This window comes from Niabella agricola (assembly GCF_021538615.1).
Classification (GTDB): Bacteria; Bacteroidota; Bacteroidia; order Chitinophagales; family Chitinophagaceae; genus Niabella; species Niabella agricola.
The window spans coordinates 884274-909948 of record NZ_JAJHIZ010000003.1; the positions used below are offsets into that span (position 1 = coordinate 884274).

Consider the following 25675-nt stretch of genomic DNA (forward strand, 5'->3'; position numbering starts at 1 on the left):
AGATACCTGGTTTCAACAAATGTTTGCGTTTCTGAACAGAGTTATTATTTTTACTCAAATTAGCAGCATGGAAGTAGCAATTGAGCAATCCTGGAAGAAAGAACTACAGGAAGAATTTCAGAAACCCTATTTTGAAACGCTGGCAACCCACCTAAAAACAGAAAAACAGGCGGGCAAGACCATTTATCCTGCCGGCAAGCATATCTTCAATGCTTTTAATACCACTCCCTTTGACCAGGTAAAAGTACTGCTGCTGGGACAGGATCCTTATCATGGACCCGGCCAGGCGCATGGTCTCTGCTTTTCAGTGCAGAAGGGCGTTCCGCCTCCACCATCACTGGTAAATATTTACAAGGAGCTGCATGCGGACCTGGGTGTTCCCATTCCTAAAAGCGGGGACCTGACCCACTGGGCGCAGCAGGGCGTTTTTATGCTCAATGCTTCTTTAACGGTAAGGGCAGGCGAACCGATGAGCCATGCAAAGATTGGCTGGGCAACATTTACGGATGCCGTAATCCGGAAGGTATCGGAACATAAACAACATGTAGTTTTTATTTTATGGGGCCGGTTTGCACAGGAAAAAGCATCCTTTATTGATGCATCCAAACACTTCATCATTAAATCGGCGCATCCCTCCCCTCTTTCTGCACATAACGGGTTCTTTGGGAGCCGGCCGTTCTCCAAAACCAATGAGTACCTGGTAGCCCAGGGAATTGATCCCATTGACTGGAAGATCGATGGATAGGGATTTGAGAATTGAGATTTTAGATCTGTGGGCTGACGGCTGAAGTCTGATATCTGATATCTGAATTCTAGTTTATATTTGCATTTTATGTACCATCTTTTACGCAAGCTTTATTTTACATTTCCTCCCGAACGTGCTCACTATATGGCCATGCACCATTTGCAGCTGTTTACCAAAAACAGGTTTGGGAAAACCATTGTCCGTTCTTTCACCGATGCCCCGGTAAAAGAGACGCGCTTTTTGAACCTCACCTTTAAAAACCCGGTAGGTCTGGGAGCCGGCTTTGATAAGAATGCCGTCTTTTTGAATGAGCTGGAAGCCCTTGGATTTGGTTTCGTGGAGATCGGCACTGTTACGCCGTTGCCGCAGGACGGCAATGAGCAGCCCCGCCTGTTTCGCCTTCCGGCAGACAAAGCACTGATTAACCGGATGGGATTTAACAACGATGGGGTTGAAAAAATTGCGCAACGCCTGGAAGCCTGGCGTACAAAAAAGGCAGGCAGCAAGGAGCCATACCCGCTGATCATCGGGGGCAATATCGGCAAAAATAAGATCACTCCTAATGAAAACGCCTGGCAGGATTATGCCACCTGTTTTACCAGGCTCCATCCTTTTGTTGATTATTTCGTGGTAAATGTGAGCAGCCCCAATACCCCTGGTCTCCGGGAACTGCAGGACAAGGATGCGCTTCGTAAAATTCTGCTGAACCTGGCCATGATCAACAACGGAAAAGCGTTTGCCAAACCCATCCTGCTGAAAATTGCGCCAGACCTCAGCCAGGAGCAGATCGATGATGTTATTTCCCTGGCACTGGAAATTAAGCTCGACGGGTTAGTGGCCACTAATACCACTATCGACCGGAGTAACCTGGTTACGCCTGCGAGTGAAGTGGAGGCCATTGGAGCCGGAGGACTGAGCGGCAAACCCGTGCAGCAAAAAAGCACCGCAATCGTGAAATACATTACCGAGCAAACCAATGGTGCCATCCCGATTATTGCGTCTGGCGGCATTTTTACAGCGGCAGACGCCAAAGAGAAGCTGGCAGCAGGCGCCTCGCTGGTACAGATCTGGACCGGCTTTATCTATGAAGGTCCTACGATTGTAAAAAATATCTGCTCCCAATTATAAACCAAATCATATTATGACTCCAATATTTATTTCAACTGCTGAGCTGTTTACTATGGATTCACTCATCAGTTTCCTGATCCTTTCGATTTTAGAAGTGGTGCTGGGGATCGATAATGTTATTTTTGTTAGCATCATTCTTAACCGGCTGCACAAAGACTCAAGGAAAAAGGCCCGTCGCGTGTGGATGGTTACCGGTATTTTATCCCGCTGCCTGTTACTGATGGGACTGAGCTGGCTGCTGGCCCAAAAAGGTAAACACATCATTCCGGAATCCTGGTTTGGTAAAGGGTTCGACCTGGCAAGCATTGTTATGCTGGCGGGCGGACTTTTCCTGATTTATAAATCGGTTAAAGAAATTCACCATAAACTGGAAGGTGAAGATCCTTCAGCTGCTACGCAAAACCAAAAACAAATCAGCTTTGGACAGGCCATTGGCCAGATCCTGGTGATTGATGCCGTTTTTTCATTTGACAGTGTCATCACAGCAGGCGGAACCGCCAAACATATCGAGATCATGATTGCTGCCGTAATTGTAGCCATGACCGTGATGTTTACATTCAGCGCAAAAATTTCCGACTTTATCCACAACCATCCCACTATTAAAATGCTGGCACTCTCCTTCCTGGTTATGATTGGCGTGAGCCTGATCGTGGAAGGATGGAATTCAGAAATGGCGCATGAGCTGCATTTAAAGAACTACATTTATTTTGCGATGGCATTTTCTTTTATTGTAGAGTTGCTGAATTTGTTTATGCGGAAAAAACAACAACAGCATGTGGTACAGCTAAACGGCCCGGTATTGCCTAAAAACGAAGAAGAAAAGACAGAATAGTTATGGTTCACTATCGGCATCTTCTTATCAACCGACGGGCGGCAGCCAGGCATAGGTTTCAGGTTTGATCCATTTTACACCTGATGTGCTTCTGCACCTGCTGGCTAAATATTGGTCGGAGTAAAGATCATCGGAGCAGCAACGGCATCTTCATTTTTACATTTCCCGAAGAAGAAGGTTTCACATTGGCCTCGTTTCGTACTTGATGCAGGTATCAAGTCCTCCATACCAAACGCAATGTCGTGTCCTGAAAAAAGTGGACAGGTTTTGTGTGTTATAAAATGTTGTTTCTGATTCAAGGCATTAATAAAAGTTAACCTTAGAAAATACACCGCCGCGCGGCGAGCGCACCTGTTTTTGTGATAAGACTTACTACGCAGCCTGGTGGATCTGGGCGGGAAAGGCTAATTTCAATGACCAGTGCGGACGACGGTAATTGTAAGTACAGATAGCCTCTCTAACAGCTCTTAACGCCTCTTGCTGGTTATCAAAGGTCCTGTCCAGCAAAAATTCTTGTTTCAAAATACCATTGACCCGCTCTGCACAGGCATTTTCATAACAATGATTTTGTTCGGTCATACTGATTTCCATGCCCGCCTTTTGCAGCAAGGACACATACGTCCCACAGCAATATTGAATGCCCCGGTCAGAATGATGAATAACACCTTTGGTAACAGCGCATTGTTTTAGGCTCATTTTAAGAGCAGCAACAGCTCCTTCTATGGCCAGGCTATTGCTTAGATGCCAGCCCGTGATCTTGCGCGACCAGGCATCCATCTGCAAAAACAAATAAAGAAAACCCTGCTCTGTTCTCAAATAGGTAATATCACTGACAAAAGCCTGATTCGGACCTGTTAATACCCTGTCTCTCAGCTCGTTCTTATACTTGTAAAACCGATGATAAGAGTCCGTCGTCCTCACGTACTTCTTTGTCCTTTTGACCAGTAAACCCCGCTTGCGTAGTATCTCAAAGAACTTATCACGACCCATCCCGGCTACACTTTTAGCCAGCCCCTCCCTTAAGAGCCAATAGAGTTTTTTACCCCCGATCATCGGCTGATCACGACGGATGGCCATCACTAAATCCAAAACCTGTTCACTCTTAAAACGGGCCTTAAGGCATGCTTTTAATGATTTATAATACGCCGACCGGCTGTACGCAAAGCACGCACACAACTTCCTTATTTCCCAGCCTTGCTGTCCCGCTCTTTGGATGACTGTGGTCCTAAATTTTTTTTTACATCCGTATCATAATGCTCATTGACCACATCTATGAGTATTTCCAATGTCCGCTTCTCCAACGTGCTGTCTGCCAAGGCCAACTTAAGCTTGCTAACCTCTGCTTCCAATGCCTTGATCCGGTCTTTTTCTTCTCGTGTTTCCACTCGTACTACTTTGTTTAATAAATGAGTTTTACCATATCGCTTTAACCAGCTTTGGACCGTTTGGGACCCGGGGATCCCATACCGTAACCTGATCTCCGATATGGTCAAACCCTCCGTTTCTATCTCCCGAACTACCTTCTGCTTAAAGCTAATACTGTACCGAATAACCGTTCTGCCTGATTTTGTCATCTTCATTGACCGCTTTTGCCAAAAATCATGTCAACCTATTTCAGGACATGACACAATCAACTGATAGCTGATTACTGACAACTAATGGCCAAAGCAGAAAGCATTTTCACATTCCCACACTCCTGCCATTTCAAACTTTCAAATCACCGCTCCATGTTATTAAATTCCCCCGAAATTGTGTAATTTACAATCAGATCGCATCATAGATAAAACAGTTTTTATGAAAACAATACATCGTCCGTTGCTGATCTTTTTGTCAGCAATCGTTATGCTCAACGCCTGCTCCACACAACAGCAAGCAACCGGTTCATCCACCGCAGTATCGGATGCTGTTACCGCGCGTAATTATACATTTATTGCCACCAGTGTTTTCCCAACAGAAGACAGCCGGTTCAACCCCCGGCTCTTGTTTCCTAATGCCGCCAATCTTTACCAGCTCACATCCCGTTATGACGTAAGGGTAACGCCGGATTCGGTGGTTGCCTACCTGCCTTTTTTTGGCCGGTCGTATACAGCACCGATGGATCCGACCAAGGGAGGGATAAAATTCACCTCCACCAGATTCGACTATAAAAAAACACAACGGAAAAGCAATTATGAAATTGAGATCACACCAAAAGACAACACGGAAGTACGGTCGCTCTACCTCACTGTTGCCCCGTCGGGATTCGCCTCTCTTCGTGTGCTCAGCACCAATAAGACGCCTATATCCTTCAACGGGAATGTAGAGGCAAATTAGCAAATAAGCAGCCCTGTTTTTGTTGCACAAGTGAAGGAAGCAGCTACCCAAGGCTTTAGAAAGCGCAGCTTCTGACCTGCACTTGTGCAACTTGCTTTTCTGTTGGCAGTGAGATGCAGATCCGCTGGATCTGCCGAAATCTGCAGGAAACGCGCCGGCCCAAAAGATCCGCCCGGCCGGCGGAAATAAAAAACCAGTACTCCCGTGTTTCCATGGAAAAACAAAAATCATTATTTTCGGGATCATGATGACCGCGCCCCTGAAAACAACGATCAAAAATATTGTTTTTATTACGCTCCTGGCATTCCTCGAACTTCCCGGGCGCGCCATTACCATACCCCCGGGAGATAGCGCCCGCAGGAGCACCCCTGCCCAGGCCCTGCAGTACCTGGGCAGCATTAAAGACCTGCAGCAAAGCAAATGGTGGCCCAATGTTCCCCCGGCCCAGTTACTGAATAACCTGCGGACCTTTACGATCGAACCGCTCGCCTTTTATGAAGGCAAAACCACTAATTTTTGTTCTTATTCAGCACTTACCTATATACCGCTTACCTACGACCCGCTGGGCTTTGCCCGCTTTATGATTGAACTGTATAAGAACGGGCAGGCTAATTTTGGCAAGAACCAGTTAAAGCCCAGCAAACCTGTGCGGATGGAGGCAGGACTGTTGCGTTACAAGGGATCCCTGGATATCAACCCTGCAGGGCAGATGTGGTTTCTTACTCTGGCGGACCACTATAAAGGCTATCTGAATTTTTTTAACCGGCGCTTTCAAAAAGGCGATGAAAATACGTTTTGGGCCTCCACAAATTTTGCAAAATTCAACCGGATGCTCCGGCGCCTTTTCAAAGGGACGATAAAAGCCCAGGGTGCCGATTTGTTCCGCCCCGCGATAAAGGATCTGCCGTCTTACCTGGAAACCCAAATGCAGAAGGGCCTGGTATTTCTTTACCTGAACAACAAAAAACTTTACCGGAAATCGCATAAACAATCCCTGATCAGTACGCCCACACACTACGTATTGCTGACCAATATCCGGAAACTCCCCGATGGCAATATCGAGTTCGAGTACTGGGACTACGGGGCAAGAGCCCTGCAGCAACTATCTCCTGAATTTTTAAAAAACATCATCTATGGGGTCAGCGTCTGGACCCCGCGGGTTTCAAAATGAAGAAATATACTTACATATTCACCGGAATTTACGGGCTGCTCAGCATACTGGTGTCCTGTTCATATCCAAGAAATTTCCCAACAAATTTCTACGCCCGGAACGAATCCAGGCTGGAAGCCATTAAGAATGACTTCAGCCAACTGTATGCCCGGCATCCGTTTTCCATTCTCTTCGAAGAAAAATCGTTCACCCATATATCCTTCGAGTTTAATGAAGACAGTATCAAATATATTTACCATTTTAACATCCACGAACGGGCATTCACCGATAGCCTGAAAGCACATCATTACAATGCGCCGGCAGTAAAAAAACTGGTAGAGGATATGCGTGCCATCCAATGCACATGGATTGCAAACGTAGATTATTATGAAGGTTTCCAGGCACGAAAACTGGTACAGATGTCGGTAAGAAATAAAGCCCTCAACAATAAACTAAAAGGGGAAAGTTATTGTATCCTGGTATTTTTTGAAACGCCGCAACCTTTTAACAATAAAGGTATTTTCCTGGACCGTTCCGACCGGAAACGACGCCGGCAAATCAATGGGAATCTGCTAAAAAGAGTCAACGACAAGGTAGGATTTGCCATCAATAAACAATACCGGTAAGTGTTAAATATACACAGTTGTTAGTAATTCTTGACCGGGATTAAGTACCATTAGGGCTTCAATCGTTATTTTTGCAGGATGTTGATGGAAAAAGAATGTGTTCGTTTTGCGATCCTCGACCTGAATGCAGGGCTTCCCAACCAGGGCATGCGCTGTATCCGGGAAATTGTAGAAAGGTGGGCAAACGAAAAACAGGTTGACCTGATTTATGATGTATTTGATGTTCGGGTTAAGAACGAATTACCGGACCTCTCATACGACATCTACATTTCAAGCGGCGGGCCCGGAGATCCATTGAGCACCCGTTTTGACGATTGGGATATTAACTGGAATAAATGGCTGAAGGAAACGTTGCGGTGGAATGAAAACCCCGGGAACGAGCAAAAAAAATATGTTTTTTTTATCTGCCATTCTTTTCAATTGGCCAGCAGGTATTTTAATGCCGGACTGATTTGCAAACGTAAGTCCACTTCCTTTGGTGTGTTTCCCATGCATATGCTGCCGGAAGCTGGCGACAACCCGGTATTTGAAAACCTGAGTGATCCGTTTTATGCGGTGGACAGCCGCGACTTTCAGCTGATTCAACCCAATTTCGATATCTTAAATGAAATGGGAGCCTATATCACCTGTATAGAAAAGGAGCGCCCGCATGTGCCTTACGAAAGAGCGGTAATGGGTATTTCATTTAACCCATACATGTTCGGTACCCAGTTTCATCCCGAAGCAGATGCCGCAGGTATGCTGAAGCATTTTCAATCGGAAGACAAACGCAACATGGTGATCGAAAATCACGGAGCGCAGAAGCTATCCAGTATGATCGATCAGCTGAAAGATCCGGATAAGATCATGTGGACCAACCGGCACCTAATCCCCAATTTTTTAAACGAAGCCTACAGTCATATTGTATCTGTAAGCCTTGTTGAATCTTAACCATTGCGGTATAATGGCCCTGCAGCTAAGACTTAACACAAAGGGCACAAAAGAGTCGAAAAGGACGCTATATTACAGCAACGCTTTGCGGACCTTGTGTAAACCACCACGTTCTTTGTGGTAAAAAAAATCTCCGCGACCTCCACGGTAAAAAAATCTCCACAAAAAAAGAGGCCGCTCCTTCCGGGAACAGCCTCTTTATACGTTCTTCAATGATGCTTTAGAACTTCAGTTCCGGCCATCCTTCACGATAGGTACGTTTTACGTACTGGTTAGCCGGCTCAAAATTGGTTACTTTCATCTTGGCACCATCCCATTGCAGGGTAATACCTCTTCCGGGGAATTTGCCATTCGCGTCTTTGTAATTAAAGCTGCGGATCGCCAGGTTGCCCATCAGTATGCTTTCGGTAAGCGGCACCGCATAACCTATAAAGGGAGAATCTACCATTTTGCTTCCCTTTTCATAGCCCGCAATACAGGCATCCACCCATTGCTTATAATGTCCTTCAGCACCACCGGGAATACGCGCGTACTTTTTGGCCACTTTTAATCCGTTCATTTTGGAAACTGGCAGCAATGTAGGATCCTGTCCGTACACACCGCACATCATCTTTCCTTTGGTTCCGATAAACAGCGCGCCGTTACCCACATCACCCTTGCCCCCCATGATGTCATTCGGGCCCAGTTCATCCGGGCGCTCCGGCTGCATACCTCCGTCCATCCAATGCACTTTGATATTTTTGCCGTTCTTGCCCTTGTATTTAAAATGAATGGATGAGGAAACCGGCGGACTATCCGGCGCATACACCTGGTTCCAGTTCTTAACATAGGGCGTAGAAACACTGCAGGTCACTTCTTCGGGGAAGCCCAATCCCAATACCTTAAATACAGGCCCCACGATATGGCAGGCCATATCCCCTAATGCCCCGGTACCGTAATCCCACCATCCACGCCAATTAAAAGGCACTACATTATCTTCATAGGCACGATAAGGTGCCGTACCCAGCCAAAGGTCCCAATTCAACCCTTCCGGAACGGCGGGTTTTTCCTGGGGCCATGTAATTCCCTGCGGCCATACCGGGCGGTTTGTCCAGCAATATACCGATTCCACCTCTCCGATCAGTCCCGCCTCATACCATTCCCGCAGGTCACGGACACCATCGTTCGAAGAACCCTGGTCGCCCATCTGGGTAACCACCTTGTAACGCTTGGCAGCCTCGCCCAGCATCCGCGATTCCCAGATGTCGTGCGTAAGCGGCTTTTGCACGTATACGTGTTTGTTGAGCTGCATGGCATGGAAGGCCACGATTGCATGCGTATGGTCCGGCGTACTAACACTTACGGCGTCAAAATGCTTGCTTTCTTTATCGAGCAGCTCTCTCCAGTCTGCATAGTACTTTGCCTTTGGAAACCGTTTCCTGCTACCGGCCGCCTGTCGGTCATCCACATCGCATAAAAACCCGATCTCCGCATTGCCGCCTTTATAAAAACTGTTGATATCGCCGGCACCCTTTCCGCCAACGCCCACACCGGCCACTACCAGCTTATCGCTGGGCGCCACATAACCTCTTCCCAGTACATGCCGCGGCACAATAAAAAATGCGCCGCCTGCAAGCGCAGCGTTCTGTATGAATTTTCTCCGTGAGTTATCTTTTTTTTGATCCATAATCGCGTTAAAAATAGTTTGAATCCCCTTACAGGTTCAGGCTCCATCCTTCCCTGTAGGTTCTTTTTACAAATTGGTTGGCTTCATCAAAGTTGGTGATCTTCATATTCTTTGCATCCCAAAGCAGTTTTTTCCGGCCGGTAAATTTGCTTTTGCCCCAACCGGATATACTTGGATCCATATAGAGAGCACTGCGGATGGCCAGGTTCCCCATCAGGATGCTTTCGGTAAACGGACCGGCATACTCAAACGGAGAACTGGTTACCCCTTTGCCATAACCCGCGATACAGGCGTTCACCCACTGCAGGTAATGCCCGTCGGTTCCACCCGGCACACGGGCAATGGTTTGTTTCACCGCTTTTGCACTTTCATTCTTTGATAAAGGCAGCAACCTTGGGTTTGCTCCATAGCAATCGGCCAGCAATTTACCCTTGGTTCCGATAAACAGTACCCCACCATCCCAGTTACCAAACGATTCTTCCGGCTGCAGTTCATCCGGACGCTTGGGCAGTAAGCCCCCATCGTACCAGGAAACTTTCAGCGTTCCTTTTTTATCTTTCCGCGGATACTCGAGATGAATGATGGATGCCACAGGGCAGCTGGCGCTATTGTTCGCTTCCTGGTTCATACCCGTCCACTGGTTGGCAATGCTGCACTCGGCCGATGTTGGATAATCGATGGGCAGGATCCGGTAAATAGGATCCATGATATGACAGGCCATATCACCCAGGGCTCCGGTGCCATAGGCCCAGAATCCCCGCCAGTTAAATGGCACATAGGCCGGGTTGTAATCTTCCTTCGGCGCAGTTCCCAGCCACAGGTCCCAATCCAGTTCACTGGGCACCGGATGATTTCCCGAAGGTTTGGGTACGCCCTGCGGCCAGATGGGCCGGTTGGTCCAGGCCTGCGCTTCTACAATGTCACCGATCAAACCGGCATTGTACAATTCTTTCATCCTCCTTACACCATCTCCGGAACCGCCCTGGTTGCCCATTTGGGTAACCACCTTATATTTCTTGGCTGCTTCCGCCAGGATACGCGCTTCATAGATATCGTGCGTTAATGGCTTTTGCGTATATACGTGCTTTCCTAATTGCATCGCCGCAAGGGTAGCCACTGCATGTGTATGGTCCGGTGTACTGATACTACAGGCATCTATATTCTTCGCTTCTTTTTGCAGCATCTCCCGGAAGTCTTTGTAGTAATTAGCCTTTGGGAAATTTTTCCTTGAGTTGACTGCCTGGCGGTCATCCACATCACAAAGCGCCACAATATTTACATTGGGGCTTTTTGCAAAAGACGCCAGATCGCTTTCACCTTTTCCTCCTGCACCAATTCCCGCGATATTCAGCTTATCACTGGGAGCCACATGCCCCCGTCCCAGTACATGCCGGGGCACAATAAAAAAGGCACTGCCGGCCAGCGCTGAGTTGCGGATAAATTTTCTCCTGGATTGATTTTTTGGTTTCATAATGGCGAAAAAATTTAAATTTAGTTTTAAAAAACGATCAAAATAATGAATTTCATTTAAACAGCATATTAACGGTTGATAGTTTTTGCAGTTTTTTCGAAATTATTTAATTCAGCGGGCGGTTTACCTTGCTTTTTATTTCATCTTTGAAAACGATCGACACCTTATACTGCATCGGGGCATAGTATTGTTCCAGTACTTTCCGGATTTTTTCTTTTGCCTGTTCTATATACAGGGTATAGGTTTCCATTTGTTTGCGGGTATCGGTATACAGTTTTTTTTCCACCGTACTGTATGAAGCATCTCCCGGGTTTACCAGCAATCCCCTCCGGGTCATGGCATCTGCCCGGTCAAGCCGCAACTCATAACTCAGCAGTTGCGGTACCGGCAATACAATATATACCTGTTTATTTTTTTCTTCAATGGTAAGTTGCTGTGCCTTCAGGTTTACCCCGTACTTGGCAATATAGGGAACCGTTATATTCAGGGTTTGCTCGGTGAATATTTTCCGGAACTCATCACTCAGGCTGCCGTCATTGGCAATATTGGAGGTTTTGATACTGGCCGAGCCCTGTACCTCCAGCGAAGCCAGCTCCGCCACTTCCTGAACAAAGGCTGCATTCAATGCAATATGATCAACCGTTTTGGTACCATTTTTTTTTCCCAGGAAATAGGCCAGTATCCCAATGCCCGCCACACAAAATAAGATCACCACAGGTAAACAGCTTTTTTGCATAAGTACACATTTTGTCGGTTTCAAATTCCCGTTAAAATTAGCCGAAAATCACTGAAAACCATGTTCCGGTTCAAGACTTAAAAAATAGGATTTATAATTATAAACATTTCATTGTATATTGGGTCTCCATTTTAAAAAAAATTAAACAGGCCATCTGAATATGAAAGAATTGCAAATTAAGAAACAGGGCAAAAAATATGATGTGGTGATTGTGGGATCGGGCGCCGGTGGCGGTATGGCTGCATATACGCTGTCAAAAGCCGGATTGAGTGTATGTGTGCTGGAGGCAGGCCCTATGTACGACCCTCAAAAAGAAATCTATCAGTTGAAAAACCCCTGGGAATCAAAACGCAGGGGCCGCTCTACAAAATACCGCCCGTTTGGTGATTTTGACGCCTGTTATGGCGGATGGGAGATTGAAGGCGAACCTTACACCAAAGAGAACGGAACAGAGTGGGAATGGTTCCGGGCCCGCATGCTTGGAGGCCGCACCAACCACTGGGGGCGTATCTCCCTTCGTTTCGGTCCAAGGGATTTTAAAGGCTACAGCCACGATGGTATTGGAGCCGACTGGCCCATCAGCTATGAGGATATCAAACCCTATTATGACAAAGTAGATCAGCTGATCGGGATCTTCGGCAGCGTGGAAAACCTGCCCAACGAACCGGACGGTATCTTTCTGCCACCACCCAAACCCCGCCTTCATGAGCTTTTTATAAAAAAAGGCGCACAGAAATCAAACGTGCCCATCATCCCTTCACGCCTTTCCATCCTTACCAAAAAACTAAACGATGAGCGGGGCTCCTGTTTCTTCTGTGCCCAATGCGGCCGGAACTGCAGTATGGCCAAGGCCGACTTCTCCGCTTCAAATGTATTGATCTATCCCGCATTAAAAACCGGGAAGCTCGAAGTGATCGCCAACGCCATGGCCCGTGAGGTGTTGACCAACTCCGAGGGCATTGCAACCGGTGTTTCCTACGTAAACAAGGATGATATGCTGGAATACCAGGTAGAAGGACGGGTGGTGATCCTGGCGGCCAGTGCCTGCGAAACGGCCCGGCTCCTGCTGAACTCCAAATCGCAACGTCATCCCAACGGGCTGGCCAACAGCAGCAATGTGGTAGGCAAATACCTGCAGGACAGTACGGGCGCGGCCATGGGCGGATATATTCCGGAACTCTTTGGCCGGAAGCGGTATAATGAAGATGGTGTGGGCGGCATGCACGTATATTCACCCTGGTGGGGCGACGATAAAAAACTGGACTTTCCAAGGGGTTATCATATCGAGTACTGGGGCGGCTTCGGTCAGCCCGCCTACGGGTTTGGCATGGGCATCGAATCCTTCAATGGCAAATACCCGGTAAACGGCAAGAAAAAAGAAGCCGGGGGCTACGGGAAATCGTTAAAAGAGGATCAGCGTTATTTTTATGGCGCTACCGTAGGTATGGCCGGGCGCGGAGAAGCGATTGCTTTTGAGCATAACCGCTGCGAGATTGACCCGAATGTAGTGGATAAATATGGCATCCCCGTGTTGAAGTTTAATGTGAAGCTCAGCGATTATGAAGTTAAGCAGGCCAAGCACATGAAAGAAACCTTTAAGGAAATCATGCATAATATGGGTGCCGTGATCACCTGGGGAGACGATGGCCCGGAAAATAATTACGGCATTGATAAACCGGGGTATATCATTCATGAAGCAGGAACTGCACGCATGGGTGATGACGCCAAAACTTCGGCCCTTAATAAATGGAGCCAGGCCCATGATTGTAAAAACCTCTTCTGTGTAGACGGAAGCCAGTTTACCTCACAGGCCAATAAGAACATCACCTGGACGATCCTGGCATTGAGCATGCGGGCCAGCGAATACATTATCGAGGAAATGAAAAAACAGAATTTGTAGGATTCGGCATACAGAATTCAGTATACAGACAGCATACAGCATCAAAAATCAAATGGATAACAATGAAAAGACGTGATTCACTCAAATATATAGCCGCCGGTGCCCTGGCAACCGGAACCCTGGCCATTGGTTGTAAAACCGAAGAGAAGAAAAACGATACCGCTGCCGCGGCGCCCGACAAGAAAACCGGGCTTCACCGGTACGAGGATGAAAAAGCGCATGAAGAAGACGTAGATAAAATGCCCGATTTTTTCAACGCACACGAAATGGCCACTATTACCGTTTTGGCCGATATCATCATTCCCAAAGACGAAGTAAGCGGCAGCGCCAGCGATGCAAAAGTGCCAGACTTCATCCATTTCACCGTAAAGGATCAGCCCAGGCTGCAAACGCCCCTGCGTGGAGGCCTTCGCTGGCTGGATGTGCAATGCCTGAACAAATTCGGCAAGCCTTTTAAGGATTGCAGCGCGGAGCAGCAAATTCAGCTGGTGGACCTGATCGCCTACCCCGACCGGGCAAAGGACAAACCGGAGCTGAGCCAGGGTGTAGCGTTCTTTAAGCAGATGCGCGACCTTACCTGCACCGGCTTTTATACTTCAGAGATCGGGATCAAAGACATTGGATATGCCGGCAATAAACCCAATCAATGGAACGGTGTGCCAGACGATGTATTAAAACAATACGGCCTGGCCTATACCGAAAAAGAGTTAAAAGAATGCGTCAGCTTCAGTTGATCCGCATCGTAATAAACCAGAAAGCCATCTCTTCGGAAGATGGCTTTTTTTATGCAATGGCTGCCGGTGTTACCGGATGCGACTGACCTGCTGAACCGGGCCGCTTTTTTCGGGACGCGTCAATCTGTTGCACTTTTTTATGTTGCAATTATTTCTGCAACAAAATTGTCTGCAACAAAACCTGAATGCCCCTGCAGCAGAAACACCTTAAGACACCCGTTTTAGTTTATCTTAGCAGAGCAAAGACCTGTTTGAGATCGATGCTGAACGCAAAGCACAATGGCTTTCAAATCAATATCCCCATGACACAACGCATATACCAGGTAGATGCTTTTACCAATACGGTTTTTTCCGGTAACCCGGCCGCTGTATGCCCGCTGGAGTACTGGCTGCCGGATGATCTGCTGCAAAAGATCGCCATGGAAAACAACCTGGCCGAAACGGCGTTTTATGTACCACAGGCAGACCAGTTCGGGATCCGGTGGTTTACGCCAACCGTAGAAGTAGACCTTTGCGGCCATGCCACGCTGGCGGCTGCCTTTGTATTGTTTCACCGGGAAGAATATGCCGGCACCACTATCCGGTTCCACTCTCCCAGAAGCGGCATTTTAACGGTTAGACGCGAGGAAACATGGCTGACCCTCGATTTTCCCGCGGACGCCTTGCAAGAAGTGCCGTTGACCGAACAGCTGAAAAGCTGCTTTAATGAGGAGCCCCGCCTGGCTTTTAAAGGCAAAACCGATTACATGCTGGTATTTGAAACAGCCGATGCAATCACCAACCTGCAACCCGATTTTGGCGCTATCAGCTTACTGGATGCCCGTGGAGTGATTGTGACCGCACCGGGGCAAGCCACCGATTTTGTATCCCGCTTTTTTGCGCCGCAATCCGGCATCCCGGAAGATCCTGTTACCGGCTCTGCACATACCAGCCTGGTCCCTTATTGGGCCAAACTGCTGAACAAAAAGCAGCTCTCCGCGTTGCAACTTTCCGAACGGCAGGGCTTTTTGCAATGCCACTACCTGGATGACCGTGTGGAGATCAGCGGACAGGGAAAACTGTACCTCACCGGCGAAATCTACCTCGATTAGCCCGGTCCCGAAGGAATATTTAGTTCTTTTTTACCGGCAATCCTTGTAATTTCGGCCCGTGATTTCACAGAATACCATACAGGAGATTTTAGCCCGGATCGACATCCTGGACGTAGTAGGCGAATTTGTTAAGTTAAAGAAAAGAGGCGCCAACTACCTGGGTGTTTGTCCCTTTCATAATGAAAAGACCCCTTCCTTTACCGTATCCCCTTCCAAGGAAATTTACAAATGCTTCGGATGCGGCAAAAGCGGCAATACCATCAGCTTCATTATGGAGCATGAAAAATACAGCTATGTAGAAACCCTCAAATGGCTGGCTAACCGCTATGGAATTGAAGTGGAAGAAACCTTTGCCAGCGCGGAGCAAAAAGAACAATACCAGATCGCAGACAGTCTGTTTATCATTAATAATTTTGCCGAACAATATTTTTCACGGGCGTTAATGCAATCGGAAGAGGGCCGGGCTATCGGTCTCAGTTATTTCAAGGAGCGTGGATTCCGCGAAGGGATTATTGAAAAATTCAAACTCGGTTATGCCCCGGCCGAACGGGATGCATTTACCAAAGAAGCCCTGGCCAAACAATACAATAAAGACCTGTTGATCAAAACAGGGCTGGTGGTAGAGCGGAACGGCACCCTGCTCGACAATTACCGGGGAAGGGTGATCTTTCCCGTCCACAATCACAGCGGTAAGGTAATGGGCTTTGGCGCCCGGATTTTAAAAACCACGGATAAAGCGCCCAAATACATTAATACACCCGAGAACGAGATCTATATCAAAAGCAAGATCCTTTACGGTTCCTATTTTGCCCGCACGGCTATTGAAAAAGCAGATGAATGCCTGCTCGTGGAAGGATATACCGACGTGGTATCCCTGCACCAGGCCGGCATTGAAAACGTGGTTGCATCAGGGGGCACCTCCCTTACGGTAGACCAGCTGCGTTTGATTAAAAAGTACACCAACAACCTCACCATTATTTACGACGGGGATGCGGCCGGCGTAAAGGCCGCACTGCGGGGCCTCGACCTGGCACTGGAGGAAAGCCTCAATGTAAAGCTGGTGCTGATACCGGATAAGGAAGACCCGGACAGCTATGTAAACAAAGTAGGTGCCACTGCCTTTACGGAGTTTATCAAAAAGAACAAGAAAGACTTTATCCTGTTTCAACTGGAATCATCTTTAACGGCCATCGGCGATGACCCGGTAAAAAAATCGGAACTCGTGAATAAGATCGCCGAATCGATCAGCCGGATCAATAAAGCGGAGGATTTTACCAAACAGCAGGACTATATCAAGGAGTCTGCCGCTATTTTACAGATCGATGAAGCCGGCCTGCATGCGTTGGTTAACAAATACATCCGGGACAAAGTAACAGCCCTGGAACGCAAAGCAGCCGGCAACACCCGGAAAGAAGCTTCCGCCCCGGAAACGGAGATCAGCAGTTATGATGATGCCACTTTTGACCTGCTGTTTAAAGACCAGTTGCAGGAAAAGGAGCTGGCACGGGTGCTGCTGGAATACGGGAACCGGCAATGGGATGAAAATTCATTGATCGCCCAGCATATCTTTGATGAAATCGACGAACTGGAGATTGAAGACCCTGAAGTAAATCTTTTGATTGCATCCATTAAACAGTTGCTGCGTAACCATCCTGAACAACTGAGCGATAAATATTTTATCTACAACCAGGATAAAGAACTCAGCGCCTTTGCTGTATCGCTGCTCAACCATCCTTACGAAGAAAGCGAACGCTGGGCCGCCGATTTTAGTCCCAATACCGGTTACCAGCGCGACCTTTTCAAACAAAGCTTCGAGGCTTTTTCACAGGTAATCAGCAAAGGGAATGAAAAGGACCTGAACAAATACAAACTCATTTCAGAAGACCGGACCAATCAAAAAGTAGCATCGGCCATTCAATACCTCAAACTGAAAAAGATTCGCCGCATGCTGTTGCAAAACCAGAATGATATGGCAGGTCCCCTGAGTGATCATAAATTCAAGGAGCTTCATTTTATCCATAAATCGTTAAAAGATATGGAACGGGAGATTACCAATATTTTGGGAACCGTGATCCTGCATTAGGGTTCCGGAACCATTTCTGGTTTCAAGTGCTGCTTTCAACCGTTGGGGCCTTTTTTGCTTGACCAACTTTTGTTCAAAGTACAGGTTCTGATTTCTGACTTCTGATTTCTCATTTCTCATCCCGTGAAACCTTACGCCCCTTACGGGAACGTAAAAGTGAAGCTACCGTGCCTGCTCCGTGAACTTCCTACAGTCAATATCTATCGCCTGGCATCTAGTGTCTGGCATTCAAGACCTTAATTCCAACCCACCCTGGAACTTTAAACCTTAAACAACTCTCATCCACATGGGCTTCTTCTTAAGGATCTTTTTATACGTAGGGCAATCTTCTGCATGACAGCCGGGCAGGTAACCGGTGCTCATCAGGAACTCGTTGACAATTTCGCCCCCGGTAAACCTAAAATGCTTTTTAAACAGTTTTACCCACTCGTCCTTTGTTTTGGGATGATGTTGATCCAGCCAGTTTTTAAAAGACCCAAATTCCTTTTGCATACCGGTGATTACTTTGGCATTCTCAATGGCAGCCTGAATTTTCAGCCGGTTCCGGATGATACCGGCATCCGCCATCAGTGCATCGAACTTTTTTTGTGTGTACCGGCTCACCTTTTTAATATCAAACTGGTCGAACGCGGTGTAGAACGCTTCTTTCTTTTTCAGGATTGTTTCCCAGCTTAAACCCGCCTGGTTGATCTCCAGCACCAGCCGGGCAAATAACTCGTTATCCGATTCCAGCGGAAAGCCGTATTCGGTATCGTGATAAACCTCATGAACCGTCCCTTTTCCCTTTTCCTTAACAAATGTGCAGTAAAATGACATACTGCAAAATGCAATAAAATTTTTTTAAAAAATATTTTGAATATAAGAAAACTTCCCCTTATCTTTGCAATCCATTTACGGGACAACACACTGTAAAACAGGGACAAAGAAACTTCAAAAGAAGTATTTGACATATCGGGAGTTTAGCTCAGTTGGTTCAGAGCATCTGCCTTACAAGCAGAGGGTCGGCGGTTCGAGCCCGTCAACTCCCACTACAGCCTCGCAAATTTGCGGGGCTTTTTTATTGCCTGTGTTTTACACTTATATGTTATACTCCCACCCAAAAAAAAGCTACTACATCTGTTTTACCGGCAAGGATCTTAAAGAACGTTTAGGGATACATCTGCCGCAACGAATGGCAGGAAGCAAATAAAAAAGAACAGGTTTTGAAGTAATGATCAATGCGTCAATTCCAGATCAGTCCTTATTGAATCCTTTGTCTTTTATCGTTCTCCCAAGCGCTTCATTTACGGCTTTAGCAAATTTTCCTTTATTCTGAAGATGCTCTTCCAAAAAAGCTGCAGTCAATTTCAGCGCCGATAAATAACGCATATTACCCGGGCAACCGCCGGCCTTAGGAACTATATACGAGAAACAATCAAAATCTTCATGCTTTGCAAAATCGATAGTAAAGATTTGAGCATGGAGAATATGATGGCCTGAAAAATTATAAACAGAATCCTTTTTAACGGGATTTGCTGGCGGCGCACTCTCCAGCCGGAGATAGGGCAGCATTAACCGCATTTTTTTAAACGCTTCATTCTTTTTGATCTCATCGAAATCCTCATCGCCTTTTTTGTCGTTTCCATAATGATGAAACTCTGATCCTTCGAGGGAAACCAGGCAACGCAATCCTTCGATTTTGTTTGCCAACAGGACGCCGGCCAACCCTCCCCAGCTGTACCCAACAATTCCAACGTTCTTAAAGTCAATATTTGAGTCCATTCTCAGCATTTTAACAGCGGTTTCTGCATCTCTTACCTGTTCCATGAGGTCCTGCGATTTCATAGTCATATCTCCCGGAAAACGACCAATTGAACTTATCGATACAACAACGATCCCCTTTCTTGCTAATTGCTCAAACAGGTAGAAGTTTTCATAACTCATCCCATTAAAAGCTGTCATATATATAACAAGGGGAAACCTGCCTTTAGCAGCGGCGGCGTTCCTGCGGCTACTTGTTTTGAAATGAAGCAATTCGACCGGAGACCCGCATTTGAAAGTTTCACTGAAAAATTGAGCTAGTTGCAGCGCTATTCCGTTCCCGATGTTTGATCCGGAATAAAAATTAGCGCGTGTTTCAAGTAATCCAAGGAGGTCATTCACGCGCAACATACTATCGGCCGGATGCTCATAAGCAGGGTACCAGAGATCTAAATCGACAATTCTGTAATGCAATGGATCGCCTGTTTTTGTATCAGGCTTGTATGTTCTTGAAGAATCAACAACGCTTTTGGTGGTAAACCCTACCGGGTAATTTCGACCGGTCACTTTTTGTGCCTTTAAACATTGGGCAGTAAACAATATTAAAAACAATAAATAGCAGCTTCTCATTATTGATCTTTTAATATGAAATTTACTCTTATTTTCATCCATATTTTGTTAAAGTCGGTTAACAAGTTAAATTGAATCTACAATTTCCATCTGTGCACACATACCGGAATGGGATTACAGATCCCGACAACTAACAAATGACAGCATTGGAAATATTCAGAATTATCTGCCTGGTTTTAGTTTGTTTTAGCGGTGCTATAACAGTTACCATTGACATGCTCCAGAAACCCAAACCGCCAGGCATCGGCAAAGATGATAAAAGAGCATTGAAAATCGACCGGATTAACCCCTGGGAATATCTAATCATTATTCTTCCGGGTACACTACTGTTAATCGGGTTATTTGCGACTGACAGAGCGGAAAAACTTACCAGTTTTGCAATACTTGGGCTTGTTCCTGCATGTTTAATTTTGTCGCCTTACAACAACCGGTTTAGCATACCCTGGGTGTATAAGACCGTTTTCGTAATGAGCCTGACACCTGCCCTAATTGCATATTCGCTTTCCAGGACTGACTATAATTATGAGCTTCAAACAGGCGTAAGTGCAATAACAATAATGTCGTTGCCAATATTGCTGTATACTTACATCATAGCTGCCCGGATAATCATTAAACGGGCCACAAAAACATATCCCCTGACACTTGGCGGGGACCCTCGCTCCCGGCCTGGGCGCTTCTCAACAAGGTTGAACCGAAAAGCAAATTACTGGGATCCGATCTGGACAATCTGGAATATTATGTGAATTCCCGCAATAATTGTCTATTTTGTATTAATAAGAAAGTAACGAAATGGGCTGTATAAAACGTATTTTTTTTACATCCCGGTTTCCCCAAAACACAAAGGGTTCCGGCAAACCTGAACCCTTTTTTCGAACTTCCAACGCACCCCTACCGATGTTGCACTTAACATGGAGCTCTGCTCCTGTCATTTCATTTGGCACAAGGTAGCGGTCATACCGGTTAACCATGCGCTCCGGCGTATTACTCATAGGTCAATTCTACCGTTGACGTTTCTCCGGCAGTTAAAATATCTACCGTGTATTTAGCTACCGATCCGTCATTAGCCATTGTATAATTGGTTTTGGTATGCCAGTAGAGGTTACCATTTGTTTGAAAAGTTTTAGCTTCTACCACCAGGTTTTTTGATGGTTTGCCAAACAACGTTGTTACTGGCCAGTACGCATAAAAACCACCGGGTTGTTTATTGGCCACATTATTGAACAAATACTGCTTATTGTAGATCGCGCCTCCGCTGAACGTGGTTTTGGAAGCAATATAATTTCCATCTTTAAGTTCAGGCGCTTCTTCGAAACTGCTTGTCCCACTGGAGCCTTTTACACCCGTCATATAACCATCGCTGTTGTAAGTGTACGTATACGTGTAGGTAACGACACCCGCTGTATTTTTAAACCGCATTTCAGTAATGGCACCCTGTTCATTTAACGTGCATTCGTAGGTCCGGCTCGGTACGTTGCCGGGCAGATCATATTCAGCAACCAGTAACCGGTCTGTTGACTGAAAATCAAAAACGTCTTTTTTGCTGTCGCTTGTATAAATGGCAGGCCTCCCCTTGGCATCATACGTCAATGTATAGGTTTCTTTACTACCATCCGAATAGGTTTCTACTGATTTTGAAATCCGTTTAAACGCTACCGGCACCTTTTCAGCAGGAATGTCTTTTACATCTTTTTTACAGCTTGCAATACCCAGTGCAACCGTCATCATCACTCCGAAGATTTTTAATACTTTCATGGTCTTGTTTTTTTATTGATCATTTTTGTTTTGTAATACAAAAATGCTATCCATGCACACCGTATTCAAAAAACAGTTATATCAAACGGATAAACAACACATCGAAGTGATCGTTTGCATCATTCAGGCAGGTGGAGATATGGCCAGCAATCATGCAACAGAATGCCCACCCAGACACAGTTGCGCTTTATAAGAACATCGGCAGCTCAAATTACCGGTCGATCCATTTTTTAAACAACGGCGCTTTCTCGCGGCTGATGTCAATTTCAAGCTTTAAGGGGTGTTTTAATTGGATGACCAGTTTTTGATTACCATGCGGTTTTACCGACTGGATGGAGTAAATATTGATAATGGCCTGTCGGTTCGCTCTGAAAAAAACAGCAGGATCCAGCACTTCTTCGATATCTTCCAATGCCGAAAAATCGTAGATAAACCGATCCCCGTTGAAGGTATATACATAATTAAGATTATCCTTATAAAAAAGCGCGATATCCTTTGTTTCCACCGGCGCCCATTTACTACCGGAATTGATTACAAACCGTTCTTTATATTGTGTTTTTGCAAGCGAAGGGTTGGAAAAATATTGCATCAGCTGCTGCAGGTTGCCCGGAATAAAGCTTTTATCCGCGCTCATGCTTCTTACTTTATCAATGGCTCGCTTCAGATCTTCCTCCTGTACTGGTTTTAGCAAGTAGTCCACACCGTTTACTTTAAATGCGCGGATGGCATATTCTTCATAAGCTGTGCAGAAAATAACCGGGCACTGCAATGTAAACTCGTCAAAGAGCTCAAAACTCAATCCATCACCTAAACGGATATCCATAAACAGCAAATCGGGTACAGCATTGCTCATAAACCATTTACGGGCCGTTTTTAGACTGGGCAGCATTTCGATCACCTGCACATCGCCGGCCAGCACAGTAATATTCGCCTTCATTTCTTCCGCAATCAGGCTTTCATCTTCTATAATTACAGCTTTCATGTATATCTTTTTTTATCGGTTTCAATCACCCGGCCATCTGATCGGGCTTGCAGTATTGTTAGATAAACATGCCCCCAATCAATCTGTAAACCGGCAGATGAATTTAGTCTTCAGAGCCCTCTCATAATAAGGGTATTTTAACAATAAAAAACCGGCCGTCTTCAATGATCTGCACCGGCTTATCGGAATAATAACGGTACAGGGTTTGCAGATTGGCCAGGCCCCGTTTATTGCTTGTTTCAACGATGCGGTACCGCTGCAGGTTATTGCGCACAACCACATAATCCGTCTCTGTATAAATGCAAATCCGCAGCGGACTGTCTATATCCGCTGTATTATGTTTTATCGCATTTTCCACTAGGTTCTGCAGCGTTACGGGCACCATATATTTATTAAGGAATGCATCAGGCACCTCAATAGCCACTGCCAACCCTTCTTTAAAACGGATCTTCTGTAACTCTACAAAGGTGGTAACAAATCCGAGCTCGTCCCCAAGGTACACCAGCTCCTGTTCATCGCTCTTTAACACATAGCGGTACACCCTGCTCATTCCATCCAGGAAGGCGGTGGCGGTTTTGGCGTCCGTTTTAATCAAACTGCGCAAGGCGGTTAACGAGTTAAACAGGAAATGCGGGTTCAAATGTTGTTTTAAACTTTCATATTGCACCAGCGTCTTTTCTTTTTCCAACGATTCAGCTTTTGTTTCAAGACTCATGATCTGCCGCTGCTTGTTCATTCGGAAACGGTAAGTCATAAAAGCCGAAGCAACGATGAGCAGGAACACAATGATTTTAAACCACCCGGTTTTGTAAAAAACATCGGCTACCTGTAACCTGAGCTGCTTTTCCCTACCACCCCAGTCGCTTATATTGGTAGAGGCCTTATATTTAAACGTATAATCACCACCTGGTACACTGCTATATACCACTTTCGGGTCTTGTGTATAGTGCCAGTCTTTTTCGAGGCCTTCCATTTTATAGGCATACCACAAAGGCGCATTGAAATGTACCGCCTCCAGTTCAATAGTAAAAAAGTTTTCATCATCTTTCAATGCAATGGCACCGTTCCCATTGATCCTGCGCATGGGGATATGTTTATTTCCGCCGATACCGATATCGGCAATAAAACAGTTAACAGCGCTGCTATCCGTCTTATACTGTAAGGGATCAAACTGTACATAGCCTTTACGGGAAGGCATTATATATTCACCGTTCTTTAATTTAAAAGCCGGATGCTCCACAAAATCGGTAATCAGCAATCCTGCACCGGCGCCTATGGGGGTAAAAAAGCGTCTTGATTGTTCCAGCATGACCATACCAGCCGCTGTACCCAGCCAGATCCGGTTACGATCGTCAACAGCAATCCCTCCCACACTGTTACTGGGCAAGCCATTCTTTACCGTATAAGAGGTAAAGGTATATTTGTCGGTATCGATGCAGGTAATGCCATTCAGGGTAGCTACCCATATCCTGCCGGATTTATCTTCGTTAATACTAACAACCACATCACCGATAATGGTATTGGGTGTTTTGTCTGTGCTTCGCCAAAGTTGGGTGGTGCCGGTTGCCGGATCATACAACGACAAGCCATCGCCGTTATAACCAAACCAAATTCTTTTTCTGCGATCCTCGAAAACAAAACGCACCGCATACCCGGCATACTTTTTCAATACAGGGTGGCTGGTGATACTGTGAAATTTCTTTTCCGCCGGCAGATAAAAATAAAGCCCGTCATAATCCCGCGCGCCAAACCATACCGTACCGTCACTTGTTTTGTTCGCGCTAAAATAAAACGACTGCGGTATAGAATCTTTAATGGTGAGGAAATCCATGCCGCCGGTTGCCCGGTTCAGGCGATTCACTCCTGCTCCCGTAGCCACCCAGATATCATGATTTATATCTTCCACAACGGCACGAACGGAGTTGAAATAGATCATATCCTGCTTGCCGGGCTGGTTTTGCCAAACCTTGTAGGTGCCCTCCCGCACATTGTACCTGGAGATGCCGTTTCCGGTGGTAAACCAAAGGTTTCCTTCATGGTCTTCTTCAATGCCCCGGGTAACAGCATGTGCCCGGGCGTTGCCAAAGGGATACCCCACCCGGAATATATTCCGCTGCTGATCTATATAATTAACACCGATATCCGTCCCCAGCCAGATCCTTTTATCCTTCCCCCTCCAGATGGAATACATCAGGTTACTGAGCAACGAATTTTTTGCGCCCGGATCATACCGGTAATGCTCCAGCTTTTTTTGCTGCGGGTTATAACAAAGCACCCCATTCAGGTTGGTAATGATCCAGATCGTATGACGTTCATCTTCGGCAAATCCATTTACAAGACTTTTTACATCGCGCTGGTCTTTCACCAGGAAATGGTCCAGCACCTCCGTCTGGTGCGTTTGCCCGTCAATCCGCAGCAAGCGGAAACCGGCATGGCTGGCCAGCCAAAGATCGCCGGAAGCCGATACCATAATTTTATTAACAGCTTTTCCTTCCAGCGCTTTTACTTCGTGATAACTGGCCATTCCCGATCGTACGTTATAAATCACATAACAGCCATCGCCGCCGATATACAGGTCGCTTCCTTTCAAAAACGCGCTGCCGGCCTTTATTGTTTTCAATAACCGGCTGGAGGCAGCGTCACCGCTCAGCGCTTCAAACCGGTCGGCAACGGGATTATAGCAGCGCAAACCGGATCTTGACACCAGGTATAACCGGTCGGCGGCAACGGGCACAATTGTGTTTACATTAAAACCGGAGGCCTTTTTTATCTTCCGGAATGCAAAAGAGGAATAGTCAAATTCCACGATCTCGTTCCAAAAACTAAACCAGAGCCGGCCGTCGGCGCCACAGGCAATCGCGCTACAAACCGAAGCCGGGGGCGATGTACTGTCGGTACGGTCGTAACCAAACTGTTTGATCGTTCTTCCATTATAACGATTTAATGCACCACCCGAAGCAAACCACATGTAGCCATATTTATCCTGGCAGATGGCATGAATCCAGCCATCGTTCAAACCATCGGCAGTGGTAATCTGATGAAAGACAGCCGGTTGCTGCGCAGGCAGCCGGCCTCCAAAAAACAGCAGCAAAACAAGGATGCTCTTTTTCATTAAACTCAAAATAACAAGGAAGCGTTCTATGTACAAAAGCAGTATTGCCAACCG

At 46.3% G+C, this 25675-nt stretch carries 22 protein-coding genes and 1 tRNA gene; 13 read left to right on the plus strand and 10 right to left on the minus strand.

Features of this window, described 5'->3' with window-relative positions:
* Positions 1 to 67: 67 nt before the first annotated feature.
* From ung to LL912_RS09115, 3 genes are all read left to right on the plus strand, one after another.
* Positions 68 to 745 (plus strand): uracil-DNA glycosylase, encoded by a 678-nt coding sequence (ung, locus tag LL912_RS09105; RefSeq protein WP_235553272.1) that lies wholly within the window; start codon positions 68 to 70, stop codon positions 743 to 745.
* 87 nt (positions 746 to 832) lie between these two features.
* The gene (locus LL912_RS09110) at positions 833 to 1873 is read left to right on the plus strand and encodes a quinone-dependent dihydroorotate dehydrogenase (protein ID WP_235553273.1); all 1041 of its coding nucleotides are present in this window, start codon (positions 833 to 835) and stop codon (positions 1871 to 1873) included.
* Between the two features lie 13 nt (positions 1874 to 1886).
* Positions 1887 to 2705, plus strand: coding sequence for a TerC family protein (locus LL912_RS09115; protein WP_235553274.1), 819 nt, complete (start codon positions 1887 to 1889; stop codon positions 2703 to 2705).
* A gap of 372 nt (positions 2706 to 3077) precedes the next feature.
* Here the strand turns inward: LL912_RS09115 and LL912_RS09120 are convergent, their stop codons facing one another.
* Positions 3078 to 3881 (minus strand): IS3 family transposase, encoded by an 804-nt coding sequence (locus tag LL912_RS09120; RefSeq protein ID WP_235553275.1) that lies wholly within the window; start codon positions 3879 to 3881, stop codon positions 3078 to 3080.
* Between the two features lie 5 nt (positions 3882 to 3886).
* Positions 3887 to 4090, minus strand: coding sequence for a hypothetical protein (locus tag LL912_RS09125; protein WP_235553276.1), 204 nt, complete (start codon positions 4088 to 4090; stop codon positions 3887 to 3889).
* A gap of 409 nt (positions 4091 to 4499) precedes the next feature.
* Here LL912_RS09125 and LL912_RS09130 point away from each other — a divergent pair, with 409 nt between their 5' ends.
* From LL912_RS09130 to LL912_RS09145, 4 genes are all read left to right on the plus strand, one after another.
* The gene (locus LL912_RS09130) at positions 4500 to 5018 is read left to right on the plus strand and encodes a DUF4251 domain-containing protein (protein ID WP_235553277.1); all 519 of its coding nucleotides are present in this window, start codon (positions 4500 to 4502) and stop codon (positions 5016 to 5018) included.
* Positions 5019 to 5262: 244 nt separating this feature from the next.
* Positions 5263 to 6189, plus strand: coding sequence for a hypothetical protein (locus tag LL912_RS09135; protein ID WP_235553278.1), 927 nt, complete (start codon positions 5263 to 5265; stop codon positions 6187 to 6189).
* Complete coding sequence (locus LL912_RS09140) at positions 6186 to 6794, plus strand: hypothetical protein (protein WP_235553279.1); 609 nt, start codon at positions 6186 to 6188, stop codon at positions 6792 to 6794. Before LL912_RS09135 ends, LL912_RS09140 begins: the two co-directional genes overlap by 4 nt.
* A 78-nt stretch (positions 6795 to 6872) precedes the next feature.
* Positions 6873 to 7724, plus strand: coding sequence for a type 1 glutamine amidotransferase (locus tag LL912_RS09145; protein WP_235553280.1), 852 nt, complete (start codon positions 6873 to 6875; stop codon positions 7722 to 7724).
* Positions 7725 to 7944: 220 nt separating this feature from the next.
* Here LL912_RS09145 and LL912_RS09150 read toward each other — a convergent pair whose 3' ends face one another.
* The 3 genes from LL912_RS09150 to LL912_RS09160 form a co-directional block, all read right to left on the minus strand.
* Positions 7945 to 9390 carry a Gfo/Idh/MocA family protein gene (locus LL912_RS09150; RefSeq protein WP_235553281.1) on the minus strand — a complete coding sequence of 482 codons (1446 nt, stop codon included), beginning with the start codon at positions 9388 to 9390 and terminating at the stop codon, positions 7945 to 7947.
* A gap of 28 nt (positions 9391 to 9418) precedes the next feature.
* Positions 9419 to 10861 carry a Gfo/Idh/MocA family protein gene (locus LL912_RS09155; RefSeq protein ID WP_235553282.1) on the minus strand — a complete coding sequence of 481 codons (1443 nt, stop codon included), beginning with the start codon at positions 10859 to 10861 and terminating at the stop codon, positions 9419 to 9421.
* A 106-nt stretch (positions 10862 to 10967) separates the two neighbouring features.
* Positions 10968 to 11597 carry a DUF4230 domain-containing protein gene (locus LL912_RS09160; protein WP_235553283.1) on the minus strand — a complete coding sequence of 210 codons (630 nt, stop codon included), beginning with the start codon at positions 11595 to 11597 and terminating at the stop codon, positions 10968 to 10970.
* 160 nt (positions 11598 to 11757) lie between these two features.
* On the opposite strand from LL912_RS09160, the gene LL912_RS09165 reads away from it, so the two are divergent.
* The 4 genes from LL912_RS09165 to dnaG all read left to right on the plus strand — a co-directional run bounded on the left by LL912_RS09165 (position 11758) and on the right by dnaG (position 17405).
* Positions 11758 to 13497, plus strand: a complete 1740-nt coding sequence (locus LL912_RS09165; protein WP_235553284.1) for a GMC oxidoreductase — start codon at positions 11758 to 11760, stop codon at positions 13495 to 13497.
* A 62-nt stretch (positions 13498 to 13559) separates the two neighbouring features.
* Complete coding sequence (locus LL912_RS09170) at positions 13560 to 14231, plus strand: gluconate 2-dehydrogenase subunit 3 family protein (protein ID WP_235553285.1); 672 nt, start codon at positions 13560 to 13562, stop codon at positions 14229 to 14231.
* Positions 14232 to 14533: 302 nt separating this feature from the next.
* A complete protein-coding gene (locus LL912_RS09175) occupies positions 14534 to 15322 on the plus strand; it encodes a PhzF family phenazine biosynthesis protein (RefSeq protein WP_235553286.1) in 789 nt (262 codons plus the stop codon).
* Positions 15323 to 15380: 58 nt separating this feature from the next.
* A complete protein-coding gene (gene dnaG, locus LL912_RS09180; RefSeq protein WP_235553287.1) occupies positions 15381 to 17405 on the plus strand; it encodes a DNA primase in 2025 nt (674 codons plus the stop codon).
* A gap of 267 nt (positions 17406 to 17672) precedes the next feature.
* On the opposite strand, the gene LL912_RS09185 is transcribed toward dnaG, so the two are convergent.
* Positions 17673 to 18221: a DNA-3-methyladenine glycosylase I gene (locus LL912_RS09185; RefSeq protein ID WP_235553288.1), complete on the minus strand. Its 549-nt coding sequence runs from the start codon at positions 18219 to 18221 to the stop codon at positions 17673 to 17675.
* A 137-nt stretch (positions 18222 to 18358) separates the two neighbouring features.
* On the opposite strand from LL912_RS09185, the gene LL912_RS09190 reads away from it, so the two are divergent.
* Positions 18359 to 18433: transfer RNA gene (locus LL912_RS09190), tRNA-Val, on the plus strand.
* 205 nt (positions 18434 to 18638) lie between these two features.
* Here the strand turns inward: LL912_RS09190 and LL912_RS09195 are convergent.
* Positions 18639 to 19817 (minus strand): dienelactone hydrolase family protein, encoded by a 1179-nt coding sequence (locus tag LL912_RS09195; protein WP_235553289.1) that lies wholly within the window; start codon positions 19815 to 19817, stop codon positions 18639 to 18641.
* A gap of 95 nt (positions 19818 to 19912) precedes the next feature.
* Between LL912_RS09195 and LL912_RS09200 the strand changes: the two genes are divergently transcribed.
* Positions 19913 to 20518, plus strand: coding sequence for a hypothetical protein (locus LL912_RS09200; protein ID WP_235553290.1), 606 nt, complete (start codon positions 19913 to 19915; stop codon positions 20516 to 20518).
* A gap of 238 nt (positions 20519 to 20756) precedes the next feature.
* On the opposite strand, the gene LL912_RS09205 is transcribed toward LL912_RS09200, so the two are convergent.
* The 3 genes from LL912_RS09205 to LL912_RS09215 all read right to left on the minus strand — a co-directional run bounded on the left by LL912_RS09205 (position 20757) and on the right by LL912_RS09215 (position 25621).
* The gene (locus LL912_RS09205; RefSeq protein WP_235553291.1) at positions 20757 to 21527 is read right to left on the minus strand and encodes a hypothetical protein; all 771 of its coding nucleotides are present in this window, start codon (positions 21525 to 21527) and stop codon (positions 20757 to 20759) included.
* Positions 21528 to 21738: 211 nt separating this feature from the next.
* The gene (locus tag LL912_RS09210) at positions 21739 to 22509 is read right to left on the minus strand and encodes a LytR/AlgR family response regulator transcription factor (protein ID WP_235553292.1); all 771 of its coding nucleotides are present in this window, start codon (positions 22507 to 22509) and stop codon (positions 21739 to 21741) included.
* 121 nt (positions 22510 to 22630) lie between these two features.
* Complete coding sequence (locus tag LL912_RS09215) at positions 22631 to 25621, minus strand: sensor histidine kinase (RefSeq protein ID WP_235553293.1); 2991 nt, start codon at positions 25619 to 25621, stop codon at positions 22631 to 22633.
* Positions 25622 to 25675: the final 54 nt, after the last annotated feature.

Bases quoted from the DNA above. Each gene is read 5' to 3' on its own strand.
- LL912_RS09135 (WP_235553278.1), top strand. From the start codon at position 5,263: ATGATGACCGCGCCCCTGAAAACAACGATCAAAAATATTGTTTTTATT.
- LL912_RS09155 (WP_235553282.1), bottom strand. From the start codon at position 10,861: ATGAAACCAAAAAATCAATCCAGGAGAAAATTTATCCGCAACTCAGCG.
- LL912_RS09150 (WP_235553281.1), bottom strand. From the start codon at position 9,390: ATGGATCAAAAAAAAGATAACTCACGGAGAAAATTCATACAGAACGCT.
- LL912_RS09200 (WP_235553290.1), top strand. From the start codon at position 19,913: ATGACAGCATTGGAAATATTCAGAATTATCTGCCTGGTTTTAGTTTGT.
- LL912_RS09145 (WP_235553280.1), top strand. From the start codon at position 6,873: ATGTTGATGGAAAAAGAATGTGTTCGTTTTGCGATCCTCGACCTGAAT.
- LL912_RS09140 (WP_235553279.1), top strand. From the start codon at position 6,186: ATGAAGAAATATACTTACATATTCACCGGAATTTACGGGCTGCTCAGC.
- LL912_RS09195 (WP_235553289.1), bottom strand. From the start codon at position 19,817: ATGGATGAAAATAAGAGTAAATTTCATATTAAAAGATCAATAATGAGA.
- LL912_RS09175 (WP_235553286.1), top strand. From the start codon at position 14,534: ATGACACAACGCATATACCAGGTAGATGCTTTTACCAATACGGTTTTT.
- LL912_RS09165 (WP_235553284.1), top strand. From the start codon at position 11,758: ATGAAAGAATTGCAAATTAAGAAACAGGGCAAAAAATATGATGTGGTG.
- LL912_RS09130 (WP_235553277.1), top strand. From the start codon at position 4,500: ATGAAAACAATACATCGTCCGTTGCTGATCTTTTTGTCAGCAATCGTT.
- LL912_RS09210 (WP_235553292.1), bottom strand. From the start codon at position 22,509: ATGAAAGCTGTAATTATAGAAGATGAAAGCCTGATTGCGGAAGAAATG.
- LL912_RS09170 (WP_235553285.1), top strand. From the start codon at position 13,560: ATGAAAAGACGTGATTCACTCAAATATATAGCCGCCGGTGCCCTGGCA.
- LL912_RS09215 (WP_235553293.1), bottom strand. From the start codon at position 25,621: ATGAAAAAGAGCATCCTTGTTTTGCTGCTGTTTTTTGGAGGCCGGCTG.
- LL912_RS09185 (WP_235553288.1), bottom strand. From the start codon at position 18,221: ATGTCATTTTACTGCACATTTGTTAAGGAAAAGGGAAAAGGGACGGTT.
- LL912_RS09115 (WP_235553274.1), top strand. From the start codon at position 1,887: ATGACTCCAATATTTATTTCAACTGCTGAGCTGTTTACTATGGATTCA.
- LL912_RS09110 (WP_235553273.1), top strand. From the start codon at position 833: ATGTACCATCTTTTACGCAAGCTTTATTTTACATTTCCTCCCGAACGT.
- LL912_RS09160 (WP_235553283.1), bottom strand. From the start codon at position 11,597: ATGCAAAAAAGCTGTTTACCTGTGGTGATCTTATTTTGTGTGGCGGGC.
- ung (WP_235553272.1), top strand. From the start codon at position 68: ATGGAAGTAGCAATTGAGCAATCCTGGAAGAAAGAACTACAGGAAGAA.
- LL912_RS09205 (WP_235553291.1), bottom strand. From the start codon at position 21,527: ATGAAAGTATTAAAAATCTTCGGAGTGATGATGACGGTTGCACTGGGT.